Source organism: Limnohabitans sp. Rim8 (genome assembly GCF_943326455.1).
In the GTDB taxonomy this organism is placed as follows: domain Bacteria; phylum Pseudomonadota; class Gammaproteobacteria; order Burkholderiales; family Burkholderiaceae_C; genus Limnohabitans_A.
Genome location: NZ_CALPTI020000022.1, coordinates 1 through 26,052, shown reverse-complemented (window position 1 = coordinate 26,052; position 26,052 = coordinate 1). Strand labels below are relative to the sequence as shown.

General features: G+C 56.8%; 30 protein-coding genes. 13 read left to right on the top strand and 17 right to left on the bottom strand.

The window, feature by feature from the left end; translation table 11 throughout:
* Position 1 precedes the first annotated feature (1 nt).
* Complete coding sequence (locus Q1M54_RS13315; protein WP_300557989.1) at positions 2-895, bottom strand: NAD kinase; 894 nt, start codon at positions 893-895, stop codon at positions 2-4.
* Between the two features lie 28 nt (positions 896-923).
* Between Q1M54_RS13315 and hrcA the strand changes: the two genes are divergently transcribed.
* Complete coding sequence (gene hrcA, locus Q1M54_RS13310; protein WP_300557986.1) at positions 924-1,928, top strand: heat-inducible transcriptional repressor HrcA; 1,005 nt, start codon at positions 924-926, stop codon at positions 1,926-1,928.
* Positions 1,929-2,829: 901 nt separating this feature from the next.
* Here the strand turns inward: hrcA and Q1M54_RS13305 are convergent.
* From Q1M54_RS13305 to Q1M54_RS13275, 7 genes are all read right to left on the bottom strand, one after another.
* A complete protein-coding gene (locus Q1M54_RS13305; RefSeq protein ID WP_300557984.1) occupies positions 2,830-3,945 on the bottom strand; it encodes a DUF4062 domain-containing protein in 1,116 nt (371 codons plus the stop codon).
* An 85-nt stretch (positions 3,946-4,030) separates the two neighbouring features.
* A complete protein-coding gene (locus tag Q1M54_RS13300) occupies positions 4,031-5,830 on the bottom strand; it encodes a DUF2326 domain-containing protein (protein WP_283225027.1) in 1,800 nt (599 codons plus the stop codon).
* Positions 5,817-6,023 carry an ABC-three component system middle component 8 gene (locus Q1M54_RS13295; protein ID WP_283225028.1) on the bottom strand — a complete coding sequence of 69 codons (207 nt, stop codon included), beginning with the start codon at positions 6,021-6,023 and terminating at the stop codon, positions 5,817-5,819. The genes Q1M54_RS13300 and Q1M54_RS13295 overlap by 14 nt, the downstream gene beginning before the upstream one ends.
* A gap of 25 nt (positions 6,024-6,048) precedes the next feature.
* Entirely contained in the window at positions 6,049-7,008 is a 960-nt protein-coding gene (locus tag Q1M54_RS13290) for an ABC-three component system protein (protein ID WP_300557982.1), read from the bottom strand.
* Between the two features lie 367 nt (positions 7,009-7,375).
* Positions 7,376-7,840, bottom strand: a complete 465-nt coding sequence (locus Q1M54_RS13285) for a hypothetical protein (RefSeq protein ID WP_300557980.1) — start codon at positions 7,838-7,840, stop codon at positions 7,376-7,378.
* The gene (locus tag Q1M54_RS13280; RefSeq protein WP_300557978.1) at positions 7,837-9,198 is read right to left on the bottom strand and encodes a recombinase family protein; all 1,362 of its coding nucleotides are present in this window, start codon (positions 9,196-9,198) and stop codon (positions 7,837-7,839) included. The genes Q1M54_RS13285 and Q1M54_RS13280 overlap by 4 nt, the downstream gene beginning before the upstream one ends.
* A complete protein-coding gene (locus tag Q1M54_RS13275) occupies positions 9,195-9,665 on the bottom strand; it encodes a DUF2924 domain-containing protein (RefSeq protein ID WP_300557976.1) in 471 nt (156 codons plus the stop codon). Before Q1M54_RS13275 ends, Q1M54_RS13280 begins: the two co-directional genes overlap by 4 nt.
* Before the next feature lie 517 nt (positions 9,666-10,182).
* On the opposite strand from Q1M54_RS13275, the gene Q1M54_RS13270 reads away from it, so the two are divergent.
* Together Q1M54_RS13270 and Q1M54_RS13265 are read left to right on the top strand one after the other, a co-directional pair.
* A complete protein-coding gene (locus Q1M54_RS13270) occupies positions 10,183-11,424 on the top strand; it encodes a hypothetical protein (RefSeq protein ID WP_300557974.1) in 1,242 nt (413 codons plus the stop codon).
* Positions 11,425-11,464: 40 nt separating this feature from the next.
* Positions 11,465-12,388 (top strand): hypothetical protein, encoded by a 924-nt coding sequence (locus Q1M54_RS13265; RefSeq protein WP_300557972.1) that lies wholly within the window; start codon positions 11,465-11,467, stop codon positions 12,386-12,388.
* Positions 12,389-12,510: 122 nt separating this feature from the next.
* On the opposite strand, the gene Q1M54_RS13260 is transcribed toward Q1M54_RS13265, so the two are convergent.
* From Q1M54_RS13260 to Q1M54_RS13245, 5 genes are all read right to left on the bottom strand, one after another.
* Entirely contained in the window at positions 12,511-13,506 is a 996-nt protein-coding gene (locus Q1M54_RS13260) for a hypothetical protein (protein ID WP_300557970.1), read from the bottom strand.
* The gene (locus Q1M54_RS16410) at positions 13,503-13,883 is read right to left on the bottom strand and encodes a TauD/TfdA family dioxygenase (RefSeq protein WP_366146259.1); all 381 of its coding nucleotides are present in this window, start codon (positions 13,881-13,883) and stop codon (positions 13,503-13,505) included. The genes Q1M54_RS13260 and Q1M54_RS16410 overlap by 4 nt, the downstream gene beginning before the upstream one ends.
* A gap of 308 nt (positions 13,884-14,191) precedes the next feature.
* Positions 14,192-14,761 (bottom strand): hypothetical protein, encoded by a 570-nt coding sequence (locus Q1M54_RS13255; protein ID WP_300557968.1) that lies wholly within the window; start codon positions 14,759-14,761, stop codon positions 14,192-14,194.
* Positions 14,762-14,864: 103 nt separating this feature from the next.
* A complete protein-coding gene (locus tag Q1M54_RS13250; protein WP_300557966.1) occupies positions 14,865-15,824 on the bottom strand; it encodes a nucleotidyl transferase AbiEii/AbiGii toxin family protein in 960 nt (319 codons plus the stop codon).
* Between the two features lie 46 nt (positions 15,825-15,870).
* A complete protein-coding gene (locus Q1M54_RS13245) occupies positions 15,871-16,464 on the bottom strand; it encodes a DUF6088 family protein (protein WP_300557964.1) in 594 nt (197 codons plus the stop codon).
* A 202-nt stretch (positions 16,465-16,666) separates the two neighbouring features.
* On the opposite strand from Q1M54_RS13245, the gene Q1M54_RS13240 reads away from it, so the two are divergent.
* The 9 genes from Q1M54_RS13240 to Q1M54_RS13200 all read left to right on the top strand — a co-directional run bounded on the left by Q1M54_RS13240 (position 16,667) and on the right by Q1M54_RS13200 (position 24,018).
* Positions 16,667-16,951, top strand: coding sequence for a DNA-binding protein (locus Q1M54_RS13240; RefSeq protein ID WP_283225038.1), 285 nt, complete (start codon positions 16,667-16,669; stop codon positions 16,949-16,951).
* Positions 16,948-17,433, top strand: a complete 486-nt coding sequence (locus tag Q1M54_RS13235; RefSeq protein WP_300557961.1) for a hypothetical protein — start codon at positions 16,948-16,950, stop codon at positions 17,431-17,433. The genes Q1M54_RS13240 and Q1M54_RS13235 overlap by 4 nt, the downstream gene beginning before the upstream one ends.
* Before the next feature lie 56 nt (positions 17,434-17,489).
* Positions 17,490-18,206: a hypothetical protein gene (locus Q1M54_RS13230; protein ID WP_300557959.1), complete on the top strand. Its 717-nt coding sequence runs from the start codon at positions 17,490-17,492 to the stop codon at positions 18,204-18,206.
* A gap of 12 nt (positions 18,207-18,218) precedes the next feature.
* Positions 18,219-18,641: a DUF6511 domain-containing protein gene (locus Q1M54_RS13225; protein ID WP_300557957.1), complete on the top strand. Its 423-nt coding sequence runs from the start codon at positions 18,219-18,221 to the stop codon at positions 18,639-18,641.
* A gap of 73 nt (positions 18,642-18,714) precedes the next feature.
* Positions 18,715-19,044, top strand: coding sequence for a hypothetical protein (locus Q1M54_RS13220; protein WP_300557955.1), 330 nt, complete (start codon positions 18,715-18,717; stop codon positions 19,042-19,044).
* A complete protein-coding gene (locus tag Q1M54_RS13215) occupies positions 19,037-21,355 on the top strand; it encodes a phage/plasmid primase, P4 family (RefSeq protein WP_300557953.1) in 2,319 nt (772 codons plus the stop codon). Before Q1M54_RS13220 ends, Q1M54_RS13215 begins: the two co-directional genes overlap by 8 nt.
* 236 nt (positions 21,356-21,591) lie before the next feature.
* Complete coding sequence (locus Q1M54_RS13210) at positions 21,592-21,822, top strand: hypothetical protein (protein WP_300557951.1); 231 nt, start codon at positions 21,592-21,594, stop codon at positions 21,820-21,822.
* Positions 21,815-22,210, top strand: a complete 396-nt coding sequence (locus tag Q1M54_RS13205; RefSeq protein ID WP_300557950.1) for a DUF6362 family protein — start codon at positions 21,815-21,817, stop codon at positions 22,208-22,210. Before Q1M54_RS13210 ends, Q1M54_RS13205 begins: the two co-directional genes overlap by 8 nt.
* 548 nt (positions 22,211-22,758) lie before the next feature.
* Positions 22,759-24,018, top strand: coding sequence for a site-specific DNA-methyltransferase (locus tag Q1M54_RS13200; protein WP_300557948.1), 1,260 nt, complete (start codon positions 22,759-22,761; stop codon positions 24,016-24,018).
* On the opposite strand, the gene Q1M54_RS13195 is transcribed toward Q1M54_RS13200, so the two are convergent.
* The 4 genes from Q1M54_RS13195 to Q1M54_RS13180 all read right to left on the bottom strand — a co-directional run bounded on the left by Q1M54_RS13195 (position 24,012) and on the right by Q1M54_RS13180 (position 25,517).
* Positions 24,012-24,383 carry a hypothetical protein gene (locus Q1M54_RS13195; protein WP_300557946.1) on the bottom strand — a complete coding sequence of 124 codons (372 nt, stop codon included), beginning with the start codon at positions 24,381-24,383 and terminating at the stop codon, positions 24,012-24,014. The genes Q1M54_RS13200 and Q1M54_RS13195 overlap by 7 nt on opposite strands.
* Positions 24,384-24,482: 99 nt before the next feature.
* A complete protein-coding gene (locus Q1M54_RS13190) occupies positions 24,483-24,842 on the bottom strand; it encodes a hypothetical protein (protein WP_108311755.1) in 360 nt (119 codons plus the stop codon).
* A 7-nt stretch (positions 24,843-24,849) separates the two neighbouring features.
* Positions 24,850-25,317 (bottom strand): DUF3489 domain-containing protein, encoded by a 468-nt coding sequence (locus tag Q1M54_RS13185; RefSeq protein WP_300557944.1) that lies wholly within the window; start codon positions 25,315-25,317, stop codon positions 24,850-24,852.
* Positions 25,308-25,517, bottom strand: a complete 210-nt coding sequence (locus tag Q1M54_RS13180; RefSeq protein ID WP_283225050.1) for a hypothetical protein — start codon at positions 25,515-25,517, stop codon at positions 25,308-25,310. Before Q1M54_RS13180 ends, Q1M54_RS13185 begins: the two co-directional genes overlap by 10 nt.
* A 106-nt stretch (positions 25,518-25,623) precedes the next feature.
* Between Q1M54_RS13180 and Q1M54_RS13175 the strand changes: the two genes are divergently transcribed.
* Complete coding sequence (locus Q1M54_RS13175; RefSeq protein ID WP_300557941.1) at positions 25,624-26,004, top strand: HNH endonuclease; 381 nt, start codon at positions 25,624-25,626, stop codon at positions 26,002-26,004.
* Positions 26,005-26,052 lie beyond the last annotated feature (48 nt).

Below are 26,052 nucleotides of genomic sequence, written 5' to 3'. Positions count from 1 at the left end.
CTTAAGCGCCCTCATTCCAGTGCATTTTTTTGCGCAAGGTGTCAAAGTAGTTCCAACCCGCAGGGTGCAAAAACCGCACCCTGTGCTCGGAGCGCTTGACGACAATCCGATCACCCAAAATCAGGTCGGCCAGCGACTGCATGTCGAAGTTGGCGCTGACATAACGCCCTGCCACGATCTCGATGCTGATCTCGGACGACTCGGGCAACACAATGGGCCGGTTAGACAGCGTGTGCGGTGCTATCGGGGCCATGACCCAGCCGCCGATTGCAGGGTGCATCAAAGGGCCACCCACCGACAAAGAATAGGCGGTGGAACCTGTGGGCGTGGCGATGATCAGTCCGTCGGCGCGTTGGTTTGAAACAAAACGGCCATCGACCTCGACCCGCAACTCCACCATGCCCGAGGTGCCGCCCCGGTTGACCACCACGTCGTTCATGGCCAAAGCGTTGAAAACGCTACGCTGGTCGCGCATGACGTGGGCCTGAAGCAGGCTGCGGTCTTCGGTTTGGTAGTGGCCCTGCAGCATGGGCAGCAACACATCCTGGTAGCTTTGCAAGGGGATGTCGGTGATGAAACCCAGTCGCCCTTGGTTGATGCCTATCAGCGGCAAATTGAACTGGGCCATCTGGCGGCCAATGCCCAGCATGGTGCCATCGCCCCCAATGACCAAGCCCAGATCACACTGTTTTCCAATCTCCGTCATCTCCAGCGCAGGGTACTGGTTCATACCTGTGTGCGAGGCCGTTTCTTGGTCCAGCACCACGTCGCAGCCTTGCCGCGTTAAGAACTGGGCCACGTCGTCCAGGGCGCGGCGCGAACTCTCCAGCGCCCCACCGTGAGCGGTGGTGTGGTATTTACCAAAAAGTGCAACGTGACGAAACTTGGATCTCATTCTCAAATTACATCATTAAAATGACCGCATGCTAGATGATCGTGCCAAGTTATTGCTCAAAGCCCTGGTTGAACGCTATATTGCGGATGGTCAGCCTGTGGGCTCTCGCACGCTCTCCAAGGCCTCGGGCCTTGACTGGTCGCCTGCCACTATCCGCAATGTCATGTCTGACCTTGAAGAGTTGGGGCTGATCGCCAGCCCCCACACTTCGGCCGGGCGCATCCCGACCAGCCGGGGCTACCGCCTGTTTGTGGACACCATGCTCACGGTGCAGCGCGATGGCCTCGAAACCCCCGCCCTGATTCCCGATCAGCCGCAAAAGGTGATCGCCAGCGCGGCCAACTTGCTGTCCAGCCTCTCACATTTTGTGGGCGTGGTCATGACGCCGCGCAGGCCGTCTGTTTTTCGGCATATCGAATTTTTACGTCTGTCTGAGCGGCGCTTATTGGTCATCATTGTCTCGCCCGAAGGCGATGTGCAAAACCGCATCTTGTTCACCGAGACCGATTACTCGCAAAGTCAGCTGATCGAAACGTCTAATTTTTTGAACACCCACTACGCTGGTATGGCCATCGAACAGGTGCGCAGCCGTGTGCAGCAAGAGTTGGTCAGCCTGCAAAGTGAAATCGCCACGCTCATGCAAGCGGCTGTTCAGGTCAGCACAGAAGCTTTGGCCGAAGACCAAAATGAGGTGGTCATTGCCGGTGAACGCAACCTTTTGTCGGTGAGTGACTTTTCCAGTGACATGGGCCATTTGCGCCGGGCGTTTGATCTGTTTGAACAGAAAACCCAGCTCATGCGCTTGCTGGACGTGTCCAGCCAAGCCGAAGGCGTTCGCATCTACATTGGCGGAGAAAGCCAGATCGTGCCCATGCAAGAGCTGTCGGTTGTTAGCGCGCCTTATGAGGTGGATGGCCAGGTTGTCGGCACTTTGGGCGTGATTGGCCCAACCCGTATGCCCTATGACCGTATGATCCAAATCGTCAACATCACCTCGCGCTTGGTGAGCAACGCTCTGAGCCAGTCCAAATAAGCGTTTGAGGCCCACTACAATCAAGTCTTCGGTTGGGGCGTTAGCTCAGTTGGTTAGAGCAGAGGACTCATAAACAACTTAAGAACTTAAGTTGTCTATAAATCCTCAATGAAATCAACGGGTTACAGCGCCACAGTTGTCAAAATTTGCTTCCACACCGCTTCCACACTTTGCTGAAAATTTAAGCAGTAAAGTTGGAGTGGCCCAGAGCCTAGAATCAGTATGTTTTAAGGGGCGTTAGCTCAGTTGGTTAGAGCAGAGGACTCATGAAAATTGTGCACCGAGGTAGGAAACTCTTCGTGTGAATGACGTCAAATTCGGTGAAAGCTAAGTGCAGTGATGCATACGCCAATGCCGAGCGAAGCTAGGTGCGAAAGCACCCTGAACGTGTAGAGACTAGACGGCGTCCACCTAAAGCGCAAGCCATGGTGAAGGCATAGTCCAGGGAGTAGTGAAAGCTACACAAACCAGAATCCTTTGGTCGACAGTTCAAGTCTGTCACGCCCTACCATTTATTACTCATGAACGGTTCTCTCAACCGTTCATGTATCCCGTTGCGGGCCTGTAATGGCGCCATTCCTGAAAAAGTCTCTTGGCCGTAGATGGCCGAGAAATCGGGAGTGGCCCATTTTTTGGCCCGAAATCTCTCTCTTTCTCTGTTTTCTCTTGGTCGTGCCCAAGAGGAAAGCCTAGGATTTATGCGGGTTCGGGCAAGGAAGTTTGATGTGAATCTTGCCCCTCATGATTGACCAGACAACAAAAAATCATCGTTGACTTGAGGTTACGGCAGAGCCCAACCAGGCTGATTGCGGAATACAACATGGACCGCCTCTAATGGCGGCTTAATCAAACACCGGTCGTATAGAGCGCGCTCACCTTCCAAGCCTAATCTTCAGCCACCTCAGGTATTCATTTCTTTCGCCACCAGCTTGACGATCCGAGCGCGAGATACTGCCCTGCGGGCCACCAAGGCCCCCTCGCCGGTCTGTTGTAACCATTCAAAAAAACGTTGACTGGCGTGTCGCGTCTGCGAGTCGTCTCGACAGTTGGCCAAGAAGGCGAATTGCATCTTCTGCACGTCATCCGCTACGAACACCCCAAAGGGGCCGCTCACCACCGTAGCGTCTGGAAATCCCAGAAGCGACGTAGCCTGGGTTTCCGTAGCGCCCCGGTGACAGGCGATCAAATGCAATGGCCCATGCGCAGAAGTCAGCAACTCGATACGCTGATGATCCTCTAGGAAGGGCCTTCCCACTAACTCGCGCGCGGCGGCCACGCCGAACGCGGCCGGAATTGCGTGAACCACAACTGCAACGTCTTTGCCATCCAGCTTGACCACCACGCCTCCGTCCACGGCCTTGGCACCTTTGAGCCCACTCAAGGCCGTTTTGAGCGTCGACTCCATAGCCATTTTTCGTTGACGGAAGTCAAGTCGAGTCCAATCCAGGGCTGCGCCAACATCAAAGCGCGCCGATGCGCCAGCCAACACACCCCGTTGTGCCAGCGAGATCAGGGCATCCGAGAGCGCCTCGAATACACGCTTTTTCGCATCAGCCACGGTTTTAACCTCGCCGCCGCGAAAGGCCGTCTGCCGCGAAAGATAGTCCTGAAAGCGCCGGTTGCGTTTGCCTGCCGCTCCCTTGGCATCGGCCACGTTCGGCAGCGCTACTAGGCGCACCTTGGCCTGCGCCGAGCGAAGGCCCTCCATGTACTCCGCATGGCAAATGCCGATATCCTGCTTGCCTGCGGCCCAACCCGCATTGCCGTTTGACAGAACAATGAGTACATCGCAATCGCGAACAGCCTGTAGACAGGTATCCCAACTGTCTTGTGTGCCTCCGGCCGGCGGTGCGTCTTCGTTGATCCAGACCTCGAACAGCCTTCTCCCCAGCACGTGGGCGGATTCGATTTCGGCCTTCAGTTCCTTTCGTAGGTCAGTCAGTTTGGACTTTGTACCTGTGGGGAACGCGTCGAGACATCGGCTGGACAGCATTACTTTTATGAGTGATTTAGCCAAGAAGCACTCCTGATTGATTGTCTACTGATTGACAGTACGCAATTCGGGATGCCGACGTCAGCTAGCAAGCATTCCGTGCTCGTCACTACCAAACCTGCATGCGGAAGAGACGTCCCTTATCGCCCTCGTCGTGCAGGTTCAGCACAATCTCGTCGGGAGAAAATACGGGTACCTCTGCCTCTACGCGAGGCGGCATATCGGAGTCGATCAAAGTAATGACTGACTGCACGCCAAGCTCAGCATACTCACGGATGACCTTGAGAAGGTTAACCTTCTTGCGGTCGTCCAGCGACTCGAACACACCGTCGTGATAAACGAAGTGAGGAAACCTGTCCTTAATGTGAGCACGCAGCACAGCTAGATCAAAGGCTATGCACAGCAATTTCCGGTAGGTATGCCCCAGATCGGCACTCGTGGCCTTGCCCTTTTCGTTGAGAATCTCGGCCCGAAACTCTAGGTGTCCGTTCGCGTTCGGAGAGACGCTTAGCAATGCCTTGTGAGCCAGGACTTCTTCGATGATCTCGCTGAAGTACACGCGGATCACTGAAAAAAGACTGGCTTTATCCGTATTCTGCGATTCAACGTCCGTCTCAATCTGCGACTGCAGATGCACACAGGCCTCCGTAAGTGCACGAATCTCCGTACGCAGCTCTTGCAGTCGGCGCAAGAAGCCCCGCTGCTTCTCAAGCGTTGCAATGTCAGCGCGCAGCGTCACGAGATCGTCAGTAACTTGCTTGTACTTGGCGAACACGTCAGTGCTGCTAAGAAAGTCTAATACCCCCGACCGACGTTTGCCGAGGTCATCAAGTTCCTCTGCAACGGTCTTCAGCTCGGCCTCGATCTCAGTGCGCTCCTCTTGCAGATATCCGCGCCGCTCTTCCGTGATGGCGCGATTGAAGGCGATGAGCTGGCTGAAGTCCTTCTTGATCTGTCCAGAGAAAAGGATGCCTACTTCGTTGAACAGCTTCTCCGCTTGATCGGGCTTGAAAAGTATTTGGTCTTCCTCCAATGAGGTAACGATTTTGCGGCGGGCCTGGTGGAGCGAATAGCGGCGTGCGTTCAGCTCAGCGACGCGCGCGTTGATCCCCTCCACGAGCTTCTCAGTTTGATCTTTGTCCTGCTCACGGAAGTCGAAAGCGTCAAGAAGTTGCTGCTTTTTGTCAGCATCCTTCTGCTTCAATAAAAGGATGCCCTCGATCTTGCTCAGGTCATCGACTGATCCGCCCAGTTCCGCCTGTACTGTTTGCGCGATGGCCTTTTTATCTTCCAGCTCTTCTAGTTTCGAGTAGTACTCCTCGATCAGCTTGTGATCAAAGCCAAGGATGTGTGCAACGTACGGCTTCCAGTCCTTGTGCTTCCCAATGGCGAACCGCCGCAGTTGAAACACGTCCTGGTAGTCGTCCTGCCCACGCAGCTGGTAGCCAAGTCCCTTTCGGAAGTCCCATGGTGAGACGGCGCGCCAATCAAGGAGTCCGTCGAGCATCTCCCGAGCGCGGTCAAACGACAAATTGAAGTGATCCCAGTCGGCTTCGGTTAGGTCCGTGAAGTCCTGATGTGCGGCCTCGTGCTTCTTAAAGCTGATCTTTGTGTGCTCGCTCACACCTCGCCGGACAGTAAGGTAGGTGGCGTCAGAGAGTCCAATCTCCAGGAAAAATATGAAATCCTTAAAGGCGTCTTCCTGCTTGAAAAGAAAGAAGTCCTTGTCGCGTCCGGCCAGGAAGCAGAAGTCGATCATGCGTCCCAGTGTGGTCTTTCCGAGGTTGTGCGTGTCCTTGTCCTTGTTCTTCGGCACCCTGATTTCTGCAAGGACCACGTTCAGGCCTGCACGGAACTCGATCGGCCCGAAAATATCGGGCTTGTTGCTGTATAGCCTAGAGAGCTTCATTGGGCCCCACGTATTCGATAGCATCGGTCTTGGGCTGGTACTCGACCAGTCCAAGCAGGAACAGAAAGTTGAGTGCTGGCAGGAAGAGAACATCGCCGCCTGTGACCGCCTTTTTGGCGAATGTGCGTAGGTCGCCGTAGCGATCAAAGCGGCGCTTGCGCAAATGCTTCAGCAGAAGAAGGGCTACGTTCACGACTGTGCGATCAGGATGGGAGTGCTTAGTAGGTCGTAGCATCTTCACCCTCCCCAATGTCACAATTCCAGTACATGTAGAAGAGCATAACGCGCGTCAAGGTTTTGTTAGCGCGCAGCAGAGGATCGCGCTCCAGGAGCAAGCGCACGAGATGATTCATTACCTCGTCAAATGTTTGATAGTCCTTCCGCTTTCCGATGATGCTGAGCTGAAACTCTTCAACTACGGATTCATATAGGCCTAAAAGATCTGCGTTTTCGGGTGCAGCAAGGAAGGCCTTCACCTGGGCCGTATCTTTTAGGTACCGCCGGCGAAGCTCCTTCGCGTACTCCGGAGTCATCTTGTTGAGGATGTTCTTCGTTTCGTATTTCGTCCGATCCGTCGGTGGTGTATCGACAACACTCGCCGTGCTTTTCAGATGGCGAGCAAGAGCCTGTACAACCTCGGAAAGCTGATCGGGGCTCACAATTAGAGGCGAATCAATCGGGTCGAGATTGACTTGCGAGGCAACTGCAGGGAAGTCCTTGAGCCAGCCCTCAAGCTGCTCAATCCCACACAGCATGATCGACGGCTCTGGTATGCCGCACTCTTTAGAGATGCGCGCGCGAATGCTGCTCTCTGCCCCGCCCGTCAGCTTGCGATTGGCGAACAACATGTAGTGATCCAGTTGCTTTGCCACCCTTAGCTTTTTGATGCGCTGGATTTCTTCGCCGATGATGTTATTTGTTGACTTCGGATTGAAAAAGTCGGTCTCGGAGAAGCTACGGTTGTAGCCGTAGGTGTGCTTGGCCTGAACGATTACGGTTCCGCTCCACGGAGCTTGGCTGCTTGGCAGCAGTTCTGCGGTACCTACGAATTTGGCATCGCGTCCGCCGTCGGGGCCCTTCGCAAAGCCTTGGGTTGCCATACCTAGAAGGCGTCGGCACAGCGCTACGACAAGCTCTTCAAACCGTGTGTCTCCCAAGTCTTCGTAAGCGTACTTCATGCGATCGCGGCTTCTGCCGTCCTATTTCCCGGCATCAGGCAGACCTCTTCGTTGTTAGGGCAAGTGTCTCAATCTTTTGGGCCAGAACTTCGCCCGGATGGCAGGCTTTAGCAGTCATCGGGTACCTTTTTGGGGAACCGTGCAGTCGCTCTGGCTCCACCTTTAGTTTATGTTTTAGTTGAAAATACGCCGTCACGAAGCACGTCATTCGTGAATTATGCCTAAGTGCTTGAAGCGCGAGAAGTCGCCAAGCTTTGAATATCGCGGTGCCCATTGGGGCCGTTTCTATTGGTGCATTCGCTTGGCGCGTGAATTCGAAGGCGCAGGGCCTGGGTCCGATCGCTGGCCCCGCAGTTCACCGGCTCATTCAGTCGTCGGCGATGGCCTGAAACTTTGCATGCTGCTCACTCCATAGGGCCGGAATGGTGTGTTTGGTGAACCAATGTAAGTTCAGCCCCTTGGGCTGGGTGCCTTGAAGGATGCTGTCAATGATTTTGGGATCCAGCAGCGTCAAGCGCATGCATTCGTTGACCGTGGCCTGATCCAGGCCCTCCTGCCTGGCAATTTCAACGCCACTGCGAACGATGCCCTCGTCGATCAGCCGCTGCCAGTAAAAGGCCCGCGTGAGCCCTTCAACCAGTTTGGTGTCCGGTAGTTGAGCGTGGTCTTTGGGTAGTTGAGCGTGGTCTTTGATCACCTGGGCGACGTTTTCCGGGGGCTCAACAACGCTGCGCCCACCGCGTTTGACGAACTTCAGTGGGATGAAGGTGCTGAACTCCACGTGATTCGAGGTGGTGGCCACGCTGTGGCTCACCGACTGTGCGTTATTCATGCAATCTCCAATTCACGCAGGTCATATTCCAGTTGTTCATATCCGGCCAGGTTCTTGGGCGGAAGGCCGATCAGTGCACCCCAGGCTTCAAATCGCCAGTCCACATGCAAGCCTTCCGGGGCGACGGTGATGCGCTTGATCAGCGTGCGCACGATGTCTTGTTTGGCTTGCGTGGCCAACTGGTCCCATATGCCCGCCGTGTTTTTGAAGAACAAGACCATGGCTTCAGGTTCGGTCAGCTTGGGGTTGAGGCTGTACACCTGCTCCCAGCATTTGTGAACCATCTGACCGGATCGCAACACTTCGAGCACCTTCTCCATCACGGATTTCTCTATACCCGCCGCAGGCAGATTGGCAAATTCCACGGTGCCAGCCCCCATTTTTTGGTTCTTGTTGACCACGTAGTAGCGGTACAGCTTGCCGCTGGTCTTGCGGGTGGCCATCGGCAGGTAGAGGTCTCCATCGGCCGTGAACATCATCCCGCGCAGCAAGAAGCCGTGCCTGCACTTCTGACCGAAGGTGTCGCGAGCCCGATCTCGGCTGTTCTGGGCCATGATCTCTTGCACACGGTCCCATTGCGACTGGTCAATCAGGGCCTCGTGTTGGCCTGGATAAAAGTCGCCCTTGTGCCCAATATCGCCGATGTACAGACGGTTGTGCAGGATGGTGTAAAGGGCCTGCTTGCTCAGTGGCTTGCCGTTTTTGCTCGTGACGCCTTGCTCTACGAGCTGCTTGACCATGAGAGTGGTCGACCGTGTGGCGACAAACGAGTCAAAGATTTGCCGCACAACCTCGGCCTCCTCTGGCACCACCACCAACTTTCGGTTGTCCACGCAGTAGCCCATCGGCACTGGTCCGCCCATCCACATGCCTTTGCGCTTGGAGGCGGCGAATTTGTCGCGGATGCGCTCGCCGGTTACCTCGCGCTCAAATTGCGCAAAAGACAGCAAAACGTTGAGCATCAAGCGTCCCATGGACGTGGCCGAATTGATCTGCTGTGTGACTGAACTGAAGCTGGCCTTGTACCGATCAAAGAGCTGAATCATCTTGGCAAAGTCAGCCAGTGACCGCGAAAGTCGGTCGATCTTGTAGACCACCACAATGTCGATCTTGCCGTCCTGGATGTCTTGCAACAGGCGCTTGAGGCCCGGGCGGTCCATATTGCCGCCGGTGAACCCTGGGTCTTCGTAGTTGTCCTCGACTTGTTCCCAGCCCTCGGCGCGCTGACTGGCGATGAATGCTGCGCCAGCTTCACGCTGCGCATCAATGGAGTTGAAGGCTTGATCTAGCCGTTCGTCCGATGAGACGCGGCAATACACCGCGCAGCGCTTGGGAGTGACTTGTTGCGTCTCGCTCATGCCTTCTTGCCTTTCAAGCCAAAGAAGGCCGGTCCGGACCACTGTGTGCCGGTGATTAACTTGGCAATGGCCGACAGGCTCTTGTACCGCTGGCCGTCGAATTCATAGCCACCAGTGGGTAGCACCGTGACCTTGTATTTGTGGCCATCAAATTCACGAAAGAGCGTGGTGCCCGGGAGTAGTGTCCGGGTGGATGGGGCAGCGGTCTTGATCTTCGAGAACCGGGCTCCGTAGTCGGCCAGCATGTCGCGTGTGCCGGTGGGCAGTGCGCCATAGGCCTGCTCTTGCAGCTTGTAGATCAAGCGTGACTCGATGTGCGTGCGATTGGGCCGCGAAGGCCGGTGCACAAAGAATTGATCCCACAGGGCCCAGAGCTCGGGCATTTTCATATTCGGGAGCGCGTGGAGTTGTTCGGATATTTGGCCGGTGCGAAAGATGTCGCGCATCGGCGGGGCGGTGTTTTTCAAGGTTGTGACTCCAGGTGTGTAGACGGGTTTGCATTGACGCTCTGGTAGGCATGGAAGTCGAGGAACTTGTCTCGATCAGTCGCATATACCCAACTGCTGTGCGCCTGTGCGAGGGCCTGGTGTTGATCTACGACCGCTTTTGCGATCAGGTGAGCGATTTGCGAGAGGGAGAGATACCCACTTTTCTCGGCCGGATTGCCTTGGACTGGGTTTTGAAAGTGGTTCATTGAGGGGCTTTGATTGATCAAATCTGACCTCGGAAATCGTAGCCAAAACACCCAAATTCGAGTCGTTGTTTTAGAGGCCCATCAACGCGCTTGAGAGCACAAAGCCGCATGAATCCTGGCTTTTTCTGAAACCTCCCAGCATCCATGCGGCTTGGAGCGACGGTTTTGACAGATTTCTGAAAGACTGTATATTTATCCAGCAATCCGGCAAAAATCACCAAAAGCCCCAGGACGAAGGACCAAGGGTTCAGACGCCTCATTGCCCAACGAAAAACTACTTGGAGACATTCGTGAGCCGTAACCAAACCTACGCCGACATATTGCTGAGCCTGCCTGTCGACGACACCCTCAAAACCTTCATCGAGCGCCATGCCTTGCCCATGCCCGAGGGCTGGGCATGGAGCGACACGGTGCAGACCTCAAGACGACTGATCGGGCTGATTCAGGCGCACCCCGTTGTAGCCATGCGAGACCGCATCGTGGCGGGGTTGCATGCCAGTACGCTGCTGGCTTACCCACTGGGCAAACAGGCCATGTTCCAAGCCGCCCATGACCGCCCGGCCGAACTGGTGGGCCTCATTGCCTGCAAGAGTGATCTGCACCGGGCCTTCTGGCTGTACGTCCACCACCCGGCACTGTTCGAGGCCGCAGCGGAAATCGAATACCTCGACCACCATGGCCAGCAAGCCCAGCAACATGACCTGGGCCTGAAGCGAACCATCAAGCGCGACGAGGTGTCGATCGCCGCATTCGGTGATGCCATCAAAGGCTTCTACCAGCGGGAGCTGGGGTGTGGCGAAGTGTGCGTGGTCAATGTGCTGGACCGGGCGCGCGGCACGCAGCTGATCTCCATACATGCCAAGGACCTGGCCACGGCCAAGTTGGAGTTCGAAGGCAGCCAGTTACAGCGGAGGGTGGGAAGTCCGAACATTCACATGGTGCTCGAGTACGCGCAGGCCACCGGCGTGGCTCGCACCATCATCCGTGGCGGGGCCAAGTACCACGCCATGCTGTGTGAGGCCTTTGCAAGGCATTTGCTTGGTGTGGATGCCGATGCTCAGCGGATCCAGACGCCACGCCTGAACCTGTCCACGCTGCGCTTGGGGCTGAACATTCCGCAGGCGATTGATGACGGATTCGTTGGCCTGCAGGTCAAGAGCGTGACTGTGGTCAGTGAATGCCGTCAACTCAAGATGGAGTGCACGTCCAGTGCGGCCAGCGATCAGCGCTGCGTGACGGATCTGCTGCACGATTACTTCGGCGCAGAAAACCCACTCGCACGCGGCTGGACCATCCAGGCAGCGGTGCTCAACTTCTATCTGGCGCCGATGCAGGGCAAGAGCCGATGTCAGGTGGTCAGTGTGGAGATCACCAGCAAGGGGCGACTGAACCTGCACAAGTTCGATGAGAAGCTCCGTGCGCAACTCGAGGGCTATTTGGTCCAGTTGGGCATCCTGAAGGCGCAGCAGGTGCTCAAACCCGACCGGGAGCAGGAACAGCCTGAGGTCATGGCCAGCAGCTTGTTCGAGTGAGGTGTGAATGGAGTTGACACCCAATCAGCAGGCCATCAGCTTGGCCGCCTTGATGTTTCTGCGGGGCAGTGCATCATTCGAGAGTAGCCTGCACGATGAAGAAAAAGCTGCACTGCAGCTTCTCAAGCAAGCGAAGGCTGTGGTGGCTGTTGTGGCCAACAGCCGGGATGCTGAATGCGCATTCTGCGGCATGTACCGTGGTCCGATCTTCAGGAGTGATGAAGGGCTCATGGTGCAGTGCCCGGACTGTGGCCCGTTTGCGCTGGATCCGGCCAGTCAGCGCAGTTGGCGGCTGGACGACGAATGGTTGATCCGCAAGTTGCGCGGCGCTTTGGAAATTTCGCCGCATGCAGCCTTCACGCAAATTGTCGATGGCGTGTGGGACATTGGGCGGCACAAGAAGCGGCCGGTGGTGTTGGCACGCCGTATTGATCTGGTGGAGCGCCATGGGCTGCGGATTTTTCATGGACCCGAGCCGCGCAGTCAAAGCTGGGTGATCACGCCACGGCCTTTGGTGCGGGCACCACTGGAGCCGCTGGCTGGAACAGCCACGTGGTGGCAACTGGAAGACCGGTTCGCCTTGCACGGTTTGGCATTGCGATTGCTCGATCCGGATCATGGTGAAAAAACCGATGACTTGCAGGACAACACACCAGGCGAGGCTTTCCATGGGCCGTTCACCGAAGACTTCACCTGGGTGCATCTGGAAGGGTGGCCGTACGGCCCCATTCGTTTGACCGAAGCCCAGGCACATCTTTTTTCGGCACTCTGGAAGCACCGCAATCAGCCGCAGTCTGCTGAGTTCCTCATGAGAGAAGCTGGGCTCGCCAGTGAGCGGCCGATAGATGTTTTCAAGGTGAAGGCTGCAAACCGTGGTGACCCGGTATATGAGGGACCGTTACAAGCGTATGAGCTGTTGGTCAGTAGGCAGCGAAGGCATGGCCTGTATCGCTTGAAACTGTGAGCAGATGAAAACAATCGCGCTAGCTCTTGCGGCACTTCGATTCAGCCAAAGTTGACGGGCAGTGGACGCCTGTGGGGCATAGTCACCGTAGAAACCAGTGGAGAAGAAATGAATCGTTTTGTTTAGTCATTACCGTAGTCGGGCTCGTACTTAATCTCGATTTCTTTGGTTTCAATGAAGTCATCTATGATTCCGGCGGCATTGACGGCCGCATCTCCAACCAAAGACAGGCCGCAAGTGGGGCAATGAAATTCAGAGGGGGAGTAAGCTCGTTCGATGATTTCATAACCATAGTCGGCCTCATCTTGATCTTCGGCCTTGTCTTCCCATGTCAAGTCGCCTGCTGCCACCCCCCAGGTCTTACATGCAGGGCACTCGTGCGACCAATACTGCGAGTACAAATAGTGGAAGTCGTTGTAGTTGGCTGGCAGCTTTAGGGTTTCTGCGCGGAAGAGCTTGAATTTGTCGCGCCCTAGCTTGCCGTTCTCGGTTTTTTTGAATTCAGAGGCGTGGTGGATCACCCGTTGTTTTGCAGCATTCGTCTCTGCCTGTCGGTGTGCTTTGAGTAGCGCCTTGGGAGCTCTAGCATCTGCTCCCAGCCACTCCTGAAGGTCCATGTCCATGCTTTTTAGGATCAGGTCCGCCGCATTCCAAAAGTCACCTTCCCATCCGTCGTATGGCATGGCAGCGCAAGCTGCCTCGCCAGAGTGTAGTTCAGCGTTTCGGCGGTCAGCCAGCTTTTTGCAACTCTCGATCACAGGTGTCGAGAAGTGCGGCACCGTATGATTGAGGCGAGCATAAGCTACCGAAGCATTGATGGTGCGTACTTTGGTGCTGGTAGTGATGCCGCAGGCTTCTAGCAGGCTGTTGGTGTTCTCGGATTCAACCACCAAGGAAGGATGAATTCCCGCAAGCTGCGCCTTGGCCAGTAGCTCCAAGGCACCAGCGGCCCACAGCTGGCATTCTGTTTCGAGTGAAGCCTGCTTGGCGTCAACGCTTCGCTTGGCCAAGAGCTTGGATTTTGCTAGCAGAGCATCGTACGATAGGGCTATGGGGATTGGCAGCCTAATCCCCTTTTGGGAATTTTTAAAGAAGTCCTTTTTAGTGATGCTGCTCATGCGGTTCCTTCCATGACACTGACCCGATACAGAATGCGATTAGCAGATTTGGTGGCGTCGGCTCGACGGTGAAGCATTTTCCAATTGTCAATGACCAGCACTGAGCCTGGCCCCCAATTGTGGGTGTGACTCGGTTCCAAGTCTTGATCCAAGAGCTTCTGCATCAGGGCCTTAGCCCGTGTCGTAGCTCCCTCCATGCAGCCTGGATCGAATCGAGGAAATGATTGACGTTTGGCTGTTATCGTGGCGTAAAAAGACTTAGACCCAGTACGTACTAAGAAGGGCTCCGACTGGGCTTCATCTTTCAGGATTTTTGGGATTAGCGTTGAGGCTTTCAGAAGCTCGGTGCAGGCTGTTTCGGTGGTACTCTGGTGCATGCCCATAATCAAGTAGCGAGCAGGTTCTATCCTGTGAGCCAAGTCCATATGCCAGGGCTGTTGGCCAGTACCTGTGATTCGACTCAGGGAGCAAGGGGTGGCTTCATGCTTTTTTAAGGGTATGAGCTCGTCCACTAGCCTTCGGTTCCGGGTGGGCACCGGTATCCCTAAGGCACGTCCAAGTCCTAGCAATATGAGCTTAAAGTCATGGCTCTTTGACGCTTGGCTATACAGAGAAATCCATCCACGGGCATCCAGTGTTGCTCGTTCTTCTTGAGTTAGTTGACCAACTGTATGAATAGTTGCGGTCACACTATGCCCTTTTTCACGCGCTCCCACTCGTGCTTCAGGAGCGTCTGCATGTGCGCAACTACCTTGTCTCGGGCAGCGTAGAAATCCTTTTTTGCTTTCTCTTTTTGCTCTGGCGTTTCGTTGGGCGGTGGGTTCGCTGATGCATCGCTAAGCGACCCTAGCAGCGATACGAGCTTGTTGTGTTCTTCCTCTTTGGGATTGAGTCGCAGCTTTATGCGAATGCCTAGCTCAGTGCCCCGGAAGTTGTACTGTGCTATGTCCTCAAAGTTCTTCGCTGCGTCCGCTGGTGAAATATCTTTGTTTGGTCGATTTAATTCATTCAACCGTGCCATTACGGTCAGAAATTCGGACATGTCTTTGCGCAGCTCATCAATCCAGATCTGTCGCTTCGCAGATACGTTATCGGCGGCTGTTCGCTGCGCGATAGTTTTTTGAAGGTCTGTCTGTCGCTTCGCGATGAGCCACTGCAGAATAGGCCCAACAATCATTGCAACAAAAGCGACGAACGCAAGAGTCCCTTTATTGATGACCTCTACCCACCACGCTGGGTCAATCGGTGCCGACATCTCGAATGCTCCTTAAATGTTGACCTTGTATTTTCAATCCATGATGTTCCACAATTTCATTGCGTTCCGAATGCGTAAACCTGTGTGTCAATCTCAGAGTGGGTTATCTGTTAATTCTGTTTTGCAACTGTGTGCAGGTCGAGATGACTTCGTCGAAGCTTGGCTGATGAGTGGATAGCAACCCATCTTCCAGCATGGCGGCGTAGTCCATTTTGAGTGCTTCTAACGCAGCGCCCTCAGGAATGATCTGAATTTCAGTGTTGACGGCTGCCTTGTAGTCGATCAAATTCTTCTCGACATCTTTTTCAGCAAAAAACATGGACTTGTGTTCTGCCACTGCGCGGGCAAGTTCAAGGTCATCGATCGCTACTTGAGCATGTCCCGAGTTGGCCATCGCGGCCAGGTCATACCAGTGTCGTGAATAACGCTCACCGCGCAGACGACCTTGTCGGCAGTACACGTGAGCGGCCGTGGCCTTTTCCCAGAAAGTGCGTTCAGCGGCCATCACCAAGGGTTGAGCCGTTGGGAACACGATCCCATTAATTGCCGGTGTCATGTCACATGCGACGGCGTGTCGTTGGTGAGGTTCGCCCGTGGCTCGGCCACCAAACTCCAGCTGAATGGTGGATGCCGCATAGCCCGTGCCGACCTTGATGGGCTTGTAGGCCAAGATCAGCTTTTCTTTTTCATTGCCAGCAAGTGACAAGCTGGCCTGCACCCCATCACGCTGCAGGGCCGACAGCAGGATCGGAAGCACTTCGCCCTCAATCCATTGGGGCAAACGATCACGAACCCGGTCTGTGATCTTTTTGGCTTGACTCGCTGAAGCCGGGATTGGATTGCCATCGCGCAGCAGCTCCGGAACCACCTCGCGGATGTCGTAGGTCAGGTCGATGTCCTCCGAGAAGCGGTCAATGATCTTGTAGACCTTGGACAGCGACGTGCCACCCTTGAAGGTCAGCTTGTCCGCAAGGGCTGACTCATAGATGGCAGACAGTGTCCACACCACCCAGATATCTTTTTCCAGAAGATGCGGAGGGCGCCCGGTCTGAGCAGCAGCCACTTCGAGTGCTTCAGCCTGGTCTTCGCGGCTGAGAGTGAACCATGAATCAGCCAATGGCCACCTCGCTTACTGCTTTTGCCATCCAGCTTGGCAGTCCCGCTCGAGCCTGGCGCATGGCTTCCCATTCCTGACTGGGCAGTTTGCTCCTGAGGACTTGCAGAACCTTGGGCGCCTGTTCGGGCCCAAGCCAAATGAGCGCACGAATGGCTTTGCCCGCTGGGCGCTTGCCCAGCAGCATTTGCCACCGGTTTCCGTGCTTGAGCTCAACTTCCCGATTCCCCAGTTTCAATCGCCGCGAGGGGCCAGATGTCAGGTAGACCTCACGTGTGGGGACCTGTGTGGTCAGCCCCAGTGCATTGGCTTCGGCTGCTCCGCTGGCCACCACGGTCTCTCCGCTCGTGGACTCGATTGCTTCGACAACGGATTCGGTCGAGGGTGGACGCACACCAAAGCGCCCCTGAATTGGCAGAGAGTAGGCGCCTCGGCCGAGCCTCAGCAGCTTTCCTTCACGTGCCAGGCGAGAGAGGGTCTGATCAATCGCCGCCCGAGAGCCCAGGTGCAGGAACTCCTTGGGCGAAAGCAACCCTCCCTCGGGGAGGGACTGCGCTTGCGAGAGGATGGATTGGGCGAGTTGGCTCATGATCAGGCTCTGTTTGTCAGAAGTTTACTAGATTTTCTGACAAAAAGGCAAGCTAGGGGAGTTGAGAGGGGAATTGGACGGGTCAGCCGGGGATTAAAGAACTGGAGATATCGCCAAAGTTCTTTAATCAGTTCCTTATCAGTTCTTAATTGATTTCCTGAAATAGCAGCGTTGTCCCCCAACTCTTCGAAAGGAGTTACCAATGCTGCTAGCAACACCAGCACCCGAGGCGCCAGTCTTCCTGAGCGCCACTTCCCCTGAATCCACCATGCCCAAGCAGCTGGTGCTGACCGAGGCTGACTTGGCCTCGCGTTGGGCCATGAGCCCTAAAACCCTGCAGCGCTGGCGAATGACTGGCACAGGACCGACCTATCTCAAACTCGGCAAACGGGTGAGCTACCCCCTCAACGCCGTGATCGCCTTCGAGAACTGCGTCCAGCATGTCTCGACCTCCAAGCGCATCCCCGGAAAGGCAGGTGCTGCATGAACCACCTGCAATTGCAGCAAGCTGCGCTGCCTGACCTCTCCGTGAGCCAGATCAGCCGTCTGCCGAAAGACCAGTTGGCCCATTTCAGCAACGCGGTGCAGCAGCTTAATGACTGGACGGTGCAGATGCGTGGTCGGATCAACCGAGCCATGGAAATCCGCTACGCCGACCAGATCCGCCATGCCGAATGCCTTGGCCAGGAGGAGGCGGCCAGGTTCCGCATCGATGACGGTGACCTGCAGATCGATGTCTCGCAGCCTAAGGAAATCGTCTGGGACCAGCAGCACCTGTCCCAGATCGCTGAGCGGATGGTGGTGGCCGGTGACCGGGTGCAGGACTTCATGCAAGTCCAGTTCTCGGTGGCCGAGCTGGACTACGCCCGCTGGCACCCACTGCTGCGCGCGGCCTTCCAGCCAGCCCGCAAAGAGCTGATCACCGAACCCACCTTCCAGATTCGCTGGGTCGGCGAAGTCCAGCTTTGAGCGAACGGCCACTCGGACAAACCAAAACGCAACCCCACACAACAGGAAAACCTTCAATGAACCACGACAGCTACAACCAGGCCGCAACCTATGGCCAATCCTCAACCCACGGCGCCCCGGGTGCCTGGTGCGACTTCAATGACGCCGATGCCCAGCAAGGCGAGTTCAACTTGATCCCCAAAGGCACCCAGGCCCTGGTGCGCATGGCCATCAAACCCGGCGGTTATGACGATGTCAGCAGGGGCTGGACGGGCGGCTATGCCACTGCTTCGGATGAAACCGGCGCCGTGTTCCTGTCCTGCGAGTTCGTGCTTCTCACCGGGTTGTTTGCCAAACGCAAGATCTGGAGCAATGTCGGTCTGCACTCCAACAAGGGCCCGACCTGGGCACAGATGGGCCGCAGCTTCATCAAGGCGGTGCTCAACAGTTCTCGCAACATCCACCCCGATGACGCATCGCCCGAGGCGCAGCGTGCCCGTCAGATCCGCAGCTTCGGTGACCTCGATGGTGCCGAATTCGCCGCCCGGATCGGCATTGAAAAGGATGGCCAGGGCGAGTACCGCAACATCATCCGATTGGTGATCGAGCCCGATCACAAAGAATACGCAGAGCTGATGCAGGCCAAGTTGCAACGAGATGGTGGCACGGGCGGGGGCTCCGGTGGAGCTCCGGCAATGGCCTCCCCACCATCAGCAGCGCCAGCCCCTCAGTCCGGGGCCAGCTACACCCCCCGTCCGGGTCATGCGCAGTCTCGGCCTGCATGGGCGCAGTGATGGCGGCTGTGCATGAAATGCTGGGTGTGTTCCCGTCAAGCCAAAGGCTTCGGTCATGTGGATCTTCGCTTCAAGGTGGGCCACCCCAAGCGGTACCCCATCGACTGGATCTTTTGCTCACAGCGCTGCCAGGCCTGCTTCCACCGACTGTACGCGGCCGGTGTGCGGGCACTCGAGCGCGAGGGCACTTTGCCGTCCGGAGTAGGCGTGATTGATCCGACGGACGCCGAACTGGCTGCCATGCAGCAGTGCCTCAAGCCGCTGGGTGAGGCTGCAGGTGAAATCGGTATGGACCGACCACTGTCGAGCTACACCCAGCACGAGGCCCTGCGGCTGATCAATGCCGTGGTCACGACCTATGTCGAGGCCATGGTGCAGGAACACGAGCGCAGCAAGTACCCGCCTGTTCGCATGCAACTGGATCAATCGCCATAGAGACGACTATGAGTCGATTGTCCTGAATCCACCGCAGGACGCGCGTTCTGCGGATTCCAACTTCTACCAACCAATGCGGGTGAAACAGATCACCTGCAGGGGAGACTATTTCATGAATGAACCTGAATCTTTGGCTTCGCCATTGAGTTTGCAAGCAGCAGGCGAGAACGATTTCAGCGATGAGCCGCTGCTCACAGCCAAACGAGCATCCAAGGCGCTGAACCTGCCGCTGTATTACTTCACCAAAACTGCAAAGCGCAAGGCCCTGGGGCTGCCGTTCTACTGCGTCAATCGATTGGTCCGCTTCAGATTGGGTGAGCTGCACCAGTGGCAGCTTGCCTATGCCCACAAGCTGCTTGAAGAACAAGACGCAGCTCTCCAAGAGGGAGGTGCGCATGCTTGATTTCAACGATGCCCCCACATCGATCACGCGCAAAGCAGCGGGGGATGGCACCGAAGCCAATCGTGAAAAATCCGAAATCCGAACAGCCCTCAATGACCAGCTGGCCCTCCTGGCTGTGGATATCTGGCCTTCGGGCAAGCGCCGCCAGAACAAATACCTGGTGGGCGATGTGATGGGTGGTCAGGGCGACAGCCTGGAATTGTTGCTCTCTGGCCCCAAGACCGGGCTGTGGACAGATCGGGCCACAGGCGAGGGCGGAGACATCTTCGATCTGATCGCCCGCTACTACAGCCTCAATGTTCAGACCCAATTCCCGCAGGTGCTCGATAAAGCCCGGGAATGGCTCGGCCGTGTCTCAGCCATGCCGCCCAGCGCCGTGGCAGCAAGCAAGGCCAAGGCCCCAGTGGTCGATGAGCTGGGGCCCCCAACGGCCAAGTGGGACTACCAGGATGCCAGCGGCAAGCTCATCGCGGTGGTGTACCGGCACGACCCTGAGCCTGGACGCAAGGAGTTCAGGCCTTGGGATGTGCGTCGCCGCAAGATGACGCCGCCCGAGCCCCGTCCGCTGTACAACCAGCCCGGCATGCTCAAGGCCGATCAAGTGGTGCTGGTCGAAGGAGAAAAGTGCGCCAAGGCCCTGCTCGAATTCGGTGTGTGTGCCACCACGGCCATGCACGGCGCCAACGCGCCCGTTGAGAAAACCGATTGGTCGCCGCTGTCGGGCAAGCATGTCCTCATCTGGCCCGATCGGGATAAGCCTGGCTGGTTGTACGCAGACCGTGCCTCGCAGGCCATTTTGCAGGCAGGGGCCAAGTCATGCGCCATCTTGCAACCCCCCGCAGAAAAGCCCGAAGGCTGGGATGTGGCCGATGCACTGACCGATGGCTTTGACATTGCCGGGTTTCTGGCCGTGGGCGAGCGTATGCCGATCACGCGTGAATTCGGTGCAGACGATATCGCCATGCCGATCGAGGGCATCGACTACTCCACCGAGGACGGGCTGGCTCTGGCGTTCTCGCACCAGTTCGCCGAGGACTGGCGTTACTGCGCCCCGTGGTCCAAATGGCTGGTCTGGAATGGCGTGCGCTGGAACGTGGACAAGCAGTTGTACATCATGCACCTGAGCCGCACGGTGTGCCGCAGCGCCGCCATGTTTGCCGAGACGCCGCGCATGAAAGCCCGCATGGCCAGTGCAGCCACCATCTCGGCCGTTGAGCGTCTTGTGCGATCGGATCCCCGGCAAAGCGCCACCGTTGAAGAGTGGGATGCCAATGCCTGGCTGCTCAACACGCCCGGCGGCATTGTGGACCTGCGAACCGGCGCGCGTGGACCGCATGACCGCGATCGCCGAATGACCAAGGTGACCACGGCCACGCCGCAAGGAGAGTGCCCGGTCTGGCGAAATTTCCTGGTCAACGTCACTGGGAGCGATCAAGAACTGCAGGACTATCTGCAGCGCGTGGTGGGCTATTGCCTCACGGGCGATTTGAGCACCCACGCGCTTTTTTTTCTCTATGGCACGGGGGCGAATGGCAAGTCGGTGTTCGTGAACGTGATCTCAACGGTGCTGGGCGACTACGCGGCCAATGCGCCGATGGACACCTTCATGGAGTCGCGCACCGATCGTCACCCCACCGATCTGGCCGGTTTGCGCGGTGCCCGTTTTGTTTCGGCGACAGAAACCGAGCAGGGCAGGCGTTGGAACGAGTCCAAGATCAAGGCGATCACGGGTGGTGACGACATCACGGCGCGCCTGATGCACCAAGACTTCTTCACCTACAGGCCGCAGTTCAAGCTCCTGATTGCCGGTAACCACAAGCCCGCGATCCGCAACATCGATGAGGCCATGCGTCGCCGCATGCACCTGATCCCATTCACGATCACGGTCCCTCCAGAAAAGCGTGATCCGCTCCTGACCGAGAAGCTTCTGGCCGAGCGTGACGGCATCTTGGCCTGGGCGCTGGAGGGCTGCCTGCAGTGGAAGAAGCTGGGACTCAAACAGCCCCAGAGCGTGGCCGAGGCGACCGAGGAGTACTTCGAAGCCGAGGACGCCATGGGCAGGTGGATCGCTGAGCGTTGCAACCAAGGGCCCAGCCACAAGGCTCTCACGGCCACGCTTTTCAACGACTGGAAACAGTGGGCCGAGCTCAGTGGCGAGTACGTGGGCACGCAGCGCAGGTTCTCGGATGCCTTGCTCACCAGGCGTCTGGAGAAGTGGCGCAACTCCATGGGCGTGCGTGGCTATGTGGGCCTTGACCTCAAACAGCCCACCTCGCTGCCTTCACGTGCCTATCCCTACAACGACGATTGAGAGACAAACCCAATGAAAAATATTTCAAAAATCAAGCTGATGGCCAGTTCTCTGACACAACTGACTCTATTGAACATTTGTTCTTTACGCGTATACGCGTATGCAGATAAGAGTCATAGATGTTTGAGTGCGGCAAAAGCGTCAGTCACATTGTCAAAACCGGCCGAAATGACGATGTGTTCCGGTTTTGACTGTTTCCCAGCGGCGCATCGGAATATTTCGTTTGGAGGGCAGGTATGAAGATCCCTCCAGCACGATACCCATCGCCCCTTGGGCGCATGCAGGCCACTCCCATGGATGTGGAGGCCACCAAGCGCCAAGGATGGCGAGAGCAGCACATCTTGGTCATCTCCCATGAGGACGAGCGCCTGGATTTTCTGGAGCGCCAGCTCATTCGCAGCATTGGCGAGCGGCTCTACGGTCAGAGTCTTGGCCAAGGTCACCCCAAGGGAGGTGGCCATGGTTGAAGTCTGGACAATCGAGTCGGTGGCAGACCGATTTGTCGATGCGGCCAGAACGGCCAGACGCCTGCCACGTGTGATGGTGCAGGGCTACGCCAGCACCTGGCCCATCGTGATCCTGCCAGGCGATGCCTATCCGGATCCGCACAAGGTGTACCGATTGCCGCCCCCGTCCCCTCAGGACGTGGAGCGCATGCTCGAAGTGATGCGCTGGGTGCAGATGCTCGAGCTCGATGAGCGGCACCTGGTGTGGATGCGGGCCAAACGCTTTGACTGGGTGGAGATCAGCAAGCGCTTTGCCTGTGACCGCACCACAGCGTGGAGACGATGGAAGCGGGACATGCAGGTGGTGGCTGATCTGCTCAATCGGCAGGCACAGTCACTCAAAAAGTGAGGCCTGTCATCTGGAGAGGAAATTAGCGTGTTTTGGCGGTCATGCGCGGCGCTATTGACGCTCAAGCGTGAATACGCGGTTTTTGGGGCCAAAACACGCTGCAACATTTCGGCGATTTGCAGCTACATTTTCATCTACGGTGGACAAACGAGTGCAGAGAGAGTGATGACAGTCACTCACAGTCGATGACACCTCGAAACTTCCCGGAAACAGTCGAAAAAAAGTTGAGAAAGAGTCAAAGACAGTCGATGACATCGACGTCTACTGACGGTTGTCCGACTCCTATCGATGTACTTCGATTTCTCCAGCGGCCTCGTACTCCACCAGCTTTTCAAGTGGCAGGTACACAGTCGGTTTTCCCTCGCGGAGAACTTCCAGACGGCTATGAATTTCTGATCCCACTTCGTAGGTCCCAGCAATCAGCGGCGTAAAGCCTGCTCCGGATGCTGTGGCCTCAGTCGGGCTTTTGCGGGCCAGAACCCCGCGAACTACTTTGATTTGCACGGCAGAACATTCTCGTTTTGCGGTCGATTTTACCGGTCACCCCCATGAATCATCCTGAGATCCGAATGGTCCCAGTGGACGCGCTCGTCCCCTACGCACGCAATGCCCGAACCCACAGCGATGCCCAAGTGGCACAGATCGCGGCTTCGATCACCGAGTTCGGCTGGACCAACCCGATCCTCACGGACGGGGCCAAGGGCCTGATTGCTGGCCACGGTCGCTTGATGGCTGCGCGCAAGCTCGGTCTCAAAGAGGTTCCGGTCATTGAGCTGGGGCACCTGACGCCCGAGCAGAAGAAGGCCTACATCCTGGCCGACAACCGGTTGGCCGAGAACGCTGGCTGGGATGACGAGCTCTTGAAACTGGAGTTGGCCGAGCTCAAAGCGGCCGACTTCGATCTGGACCTGATGGGTTTCACCGACAAAGAGCTCGAAGAGCTGCTCAACTGTGACGAATCAGGCGGTGGTTTGACTGAGGATGATGCAATCCCAGAAGCACCAGTAGATCCTGTTTCCAGACCTGGGGACTTGTGGATTCTCGGTAACCACCGCCTCCTTTGTGGCGACTCAACGATTCTGTCGGATGTGGAGCGCCTCATGGGTGGCCAACTGGCCGACATGGCCTTCACCGATCCACCTTACAACGTGGACTACGGCAACAGTGCCAAGGACAAGATGCGCGGCAAAGACCGTCGCATCATGAACGACGATCTGGGTGAGGGGTTCTTCCAGTTCCTCTACGACTCCTGTCTGAACCTGCTCCTGGTTACCAAGGGTGCCTGCTACGTGTGCATGAGCTCGTCCGAGCTGCACACCCTGCAAAAGGCCTGGATCAAGGCAGGGGGCAAGTGGTCCACGTTCATCATCTGGTCCAAGAACACCTTCACGCTCGGGCGCGCAGATTACCAGCGCCAGTACGAGCCAATTCTGTACGGTTGGAAGCAGGGCTCCGACCACTTCTGGTGTGGGGACAGGGACCAGTCGGACATCTGGAACTACAACAAGCCCCGGGTCAACGACCTGCACCCGACCATGAAGCCGGTCGAGTTGGTCGAGCGGGCCATCAAGAATTCCTCAAAGAGCCGGGACATCGTTCTGGACCTCTTCGGCGGCTCTGGCACCACCCTGATCGCCAGCGAAAAGACCGGGCGTCAGGCTCGCCTCATTGAGCTCGATCCCAAGTTCGTGGATGTGATCATCAAACGCTGGGAAGACTACACCGGCCAGCAGGCGGTCCGCGAGGATGATGGCGTCTCATTCGCCAACGCTATCGCATCAAAAAGCACCGAGCCTGTTGCTCAGTAGCAGACCTCATCCAAGCCACAGTGAATCACAAACCCGGCCAGGTAAGGTAAGCCCCTTGGGATTCCTGTTTCCCGTGCCGTGATGCGGCCGATCTTCCAGTCCATCCATTTGGCGATGGCTTGGGCCACAGCAGCGTGAATTTCGGCATCGATCCCAAGGTCACCGGCCAGTCCGTCTCGGACCGAGTCGGCGAAGTGCCTGCCTTGCTTACTGTCCAGGAATGCCCGGACCGATTCAAGAGGTTCGCCGGTTGTCTCTGCGATTTGTTGCATGGCGACGGGCCAGGCCACGCAGGCGTGACCGCCCATCGTTCCCCAAAAGCCCCAGGCCTCGTTTTGCGTTGTCGGTGTGGTGTTGATGTGCATGGGTTCGTCCTTGTTGCGATGCCTCTATGAACGCTTCACTTGGGGACGAAGTAAAGCGATTCATCAAATCTTTTTGATCAGTTGCTTATTTGTGACTGATCAGCCCAGACGCGCGAGGTAGCGAACGCTGTCCCCTCCGGATGGATCGATGAACAAGTAGGGGCGCCCAGGTGCGCGCACCATCACGCACAAACGGCCATCCCAGTAATCGCCCCCCTTGCCTTTGAGCCAGTCTCGAGACTTGCCCAGGTTCAATTTGAAGCCATCAAATTCTTCGGGGTCCATCTCCCGGATCTCGGTCACGTAGACCGCCTCGACGCCGCAAGCGGCAATGTCGGAGATGTCTGTAGGCTTGCGGCCAAAGGGCAACGGGATGCTGAGCTTCTGAACCTGCAATTCGCGGCCATCGAAGTTGATGGTCGTGGGCTTGGATTCGATGGTGATAGTGATGGGGTTCATGAGGTCCTCAAACGGTTGTCGTGGTGATTCGGTAGATGCGGTCTGTGCCGGTCTGCTTTTCTGAGGTGATCGCCAGCCCCAGTTTCTTTTTGAGTGCGCCTGCCATTGCGCCGCGTACGGTGTGAACCTGCCAGCCTGTGGCCTCGGTCATCTGGGGCAGCGTGGCGCCCTCTGGACGCTTGAGCAGGTCAATCAATACCGCCTGTTTGGTGCCCTCACGTGTTGTACGTGTGGCCTGGGTTGTGATCGGTGTTGCCGGTTGTGTTGCGATGCCGATTGCTTGCATGCCCGTTTGCGTGGCCATGTACACGTTGGGTTCATCGGGACATGGCTCAATCAACTGCGTGTTGACCATGGCGGTGATCACTTTCATGCGGGCACCGCCTTTGAGGTTGTCTGGGAAGTCCACCAGTTTCTTTTGTGGATGCTTGGCAGCTGCTTCGAGCAGCGAGCGCTGGGTGTCAGTCAGTTGCATTGTTTGCTCCTTGGTGCTTTTACTTTTTTTCCTGCTGCGATCCCTTCTGCGTAGGCTGCGGCCAGCGCGCACTTGATGCCCCATACCGCCACCTCGTGAAAGTCCAGCCGGTCTCTGTGCTGGGTCTCCAGGGTTTCGATGTAGAGGTGTTCGTTCGCGATGCGGTTGAACAGCTGGTCGATTTCTTGGCTTGATTTCATGCGCTTTCTCCTTGTGTTGATTGGATGTGGAGCATTGACGCTCTGAATCAAGATGAAGCCAAGTCAATTTTTCGAGCTGTCGCTTATTCCTTGAAAGACGATTGAGATGCCGCGAAGTGCGCCTACTCCATGCCGATACCCGGGTTGCGCGCAGGTGCTGAACGTGCCCGGCTACTGCACCCATCACCAGCCCCAAGTGCACCGGGAGTACGGGCGTGCGCGGCGCTGGTTCGACACAGAGCTCGGCTTCTATCAATCGGCCAGGTGGCGCAACACACGTGCAGCGGTGTTACGGGATAACCCGCTTTGCTGCAGGTGCCAGGCCAAGGGCGTTCTCCAGCCAGCCAAAGTGGTGGATCACATCGTTCCGGTCAAGCAAGGCGGTGAGCGCTTTGAGCGAGCGAACCTGCAGAGCCTGTGCGTGCCCTGTCACAACGCCAAGACCGCCTCAGAGACGGCATCCCTGCGCAACCAGGCCCCGTCCTGAGGGGGTAGGGGGTCTGAATCTCTACAGACTGGCGCCCAAGATGCGTGC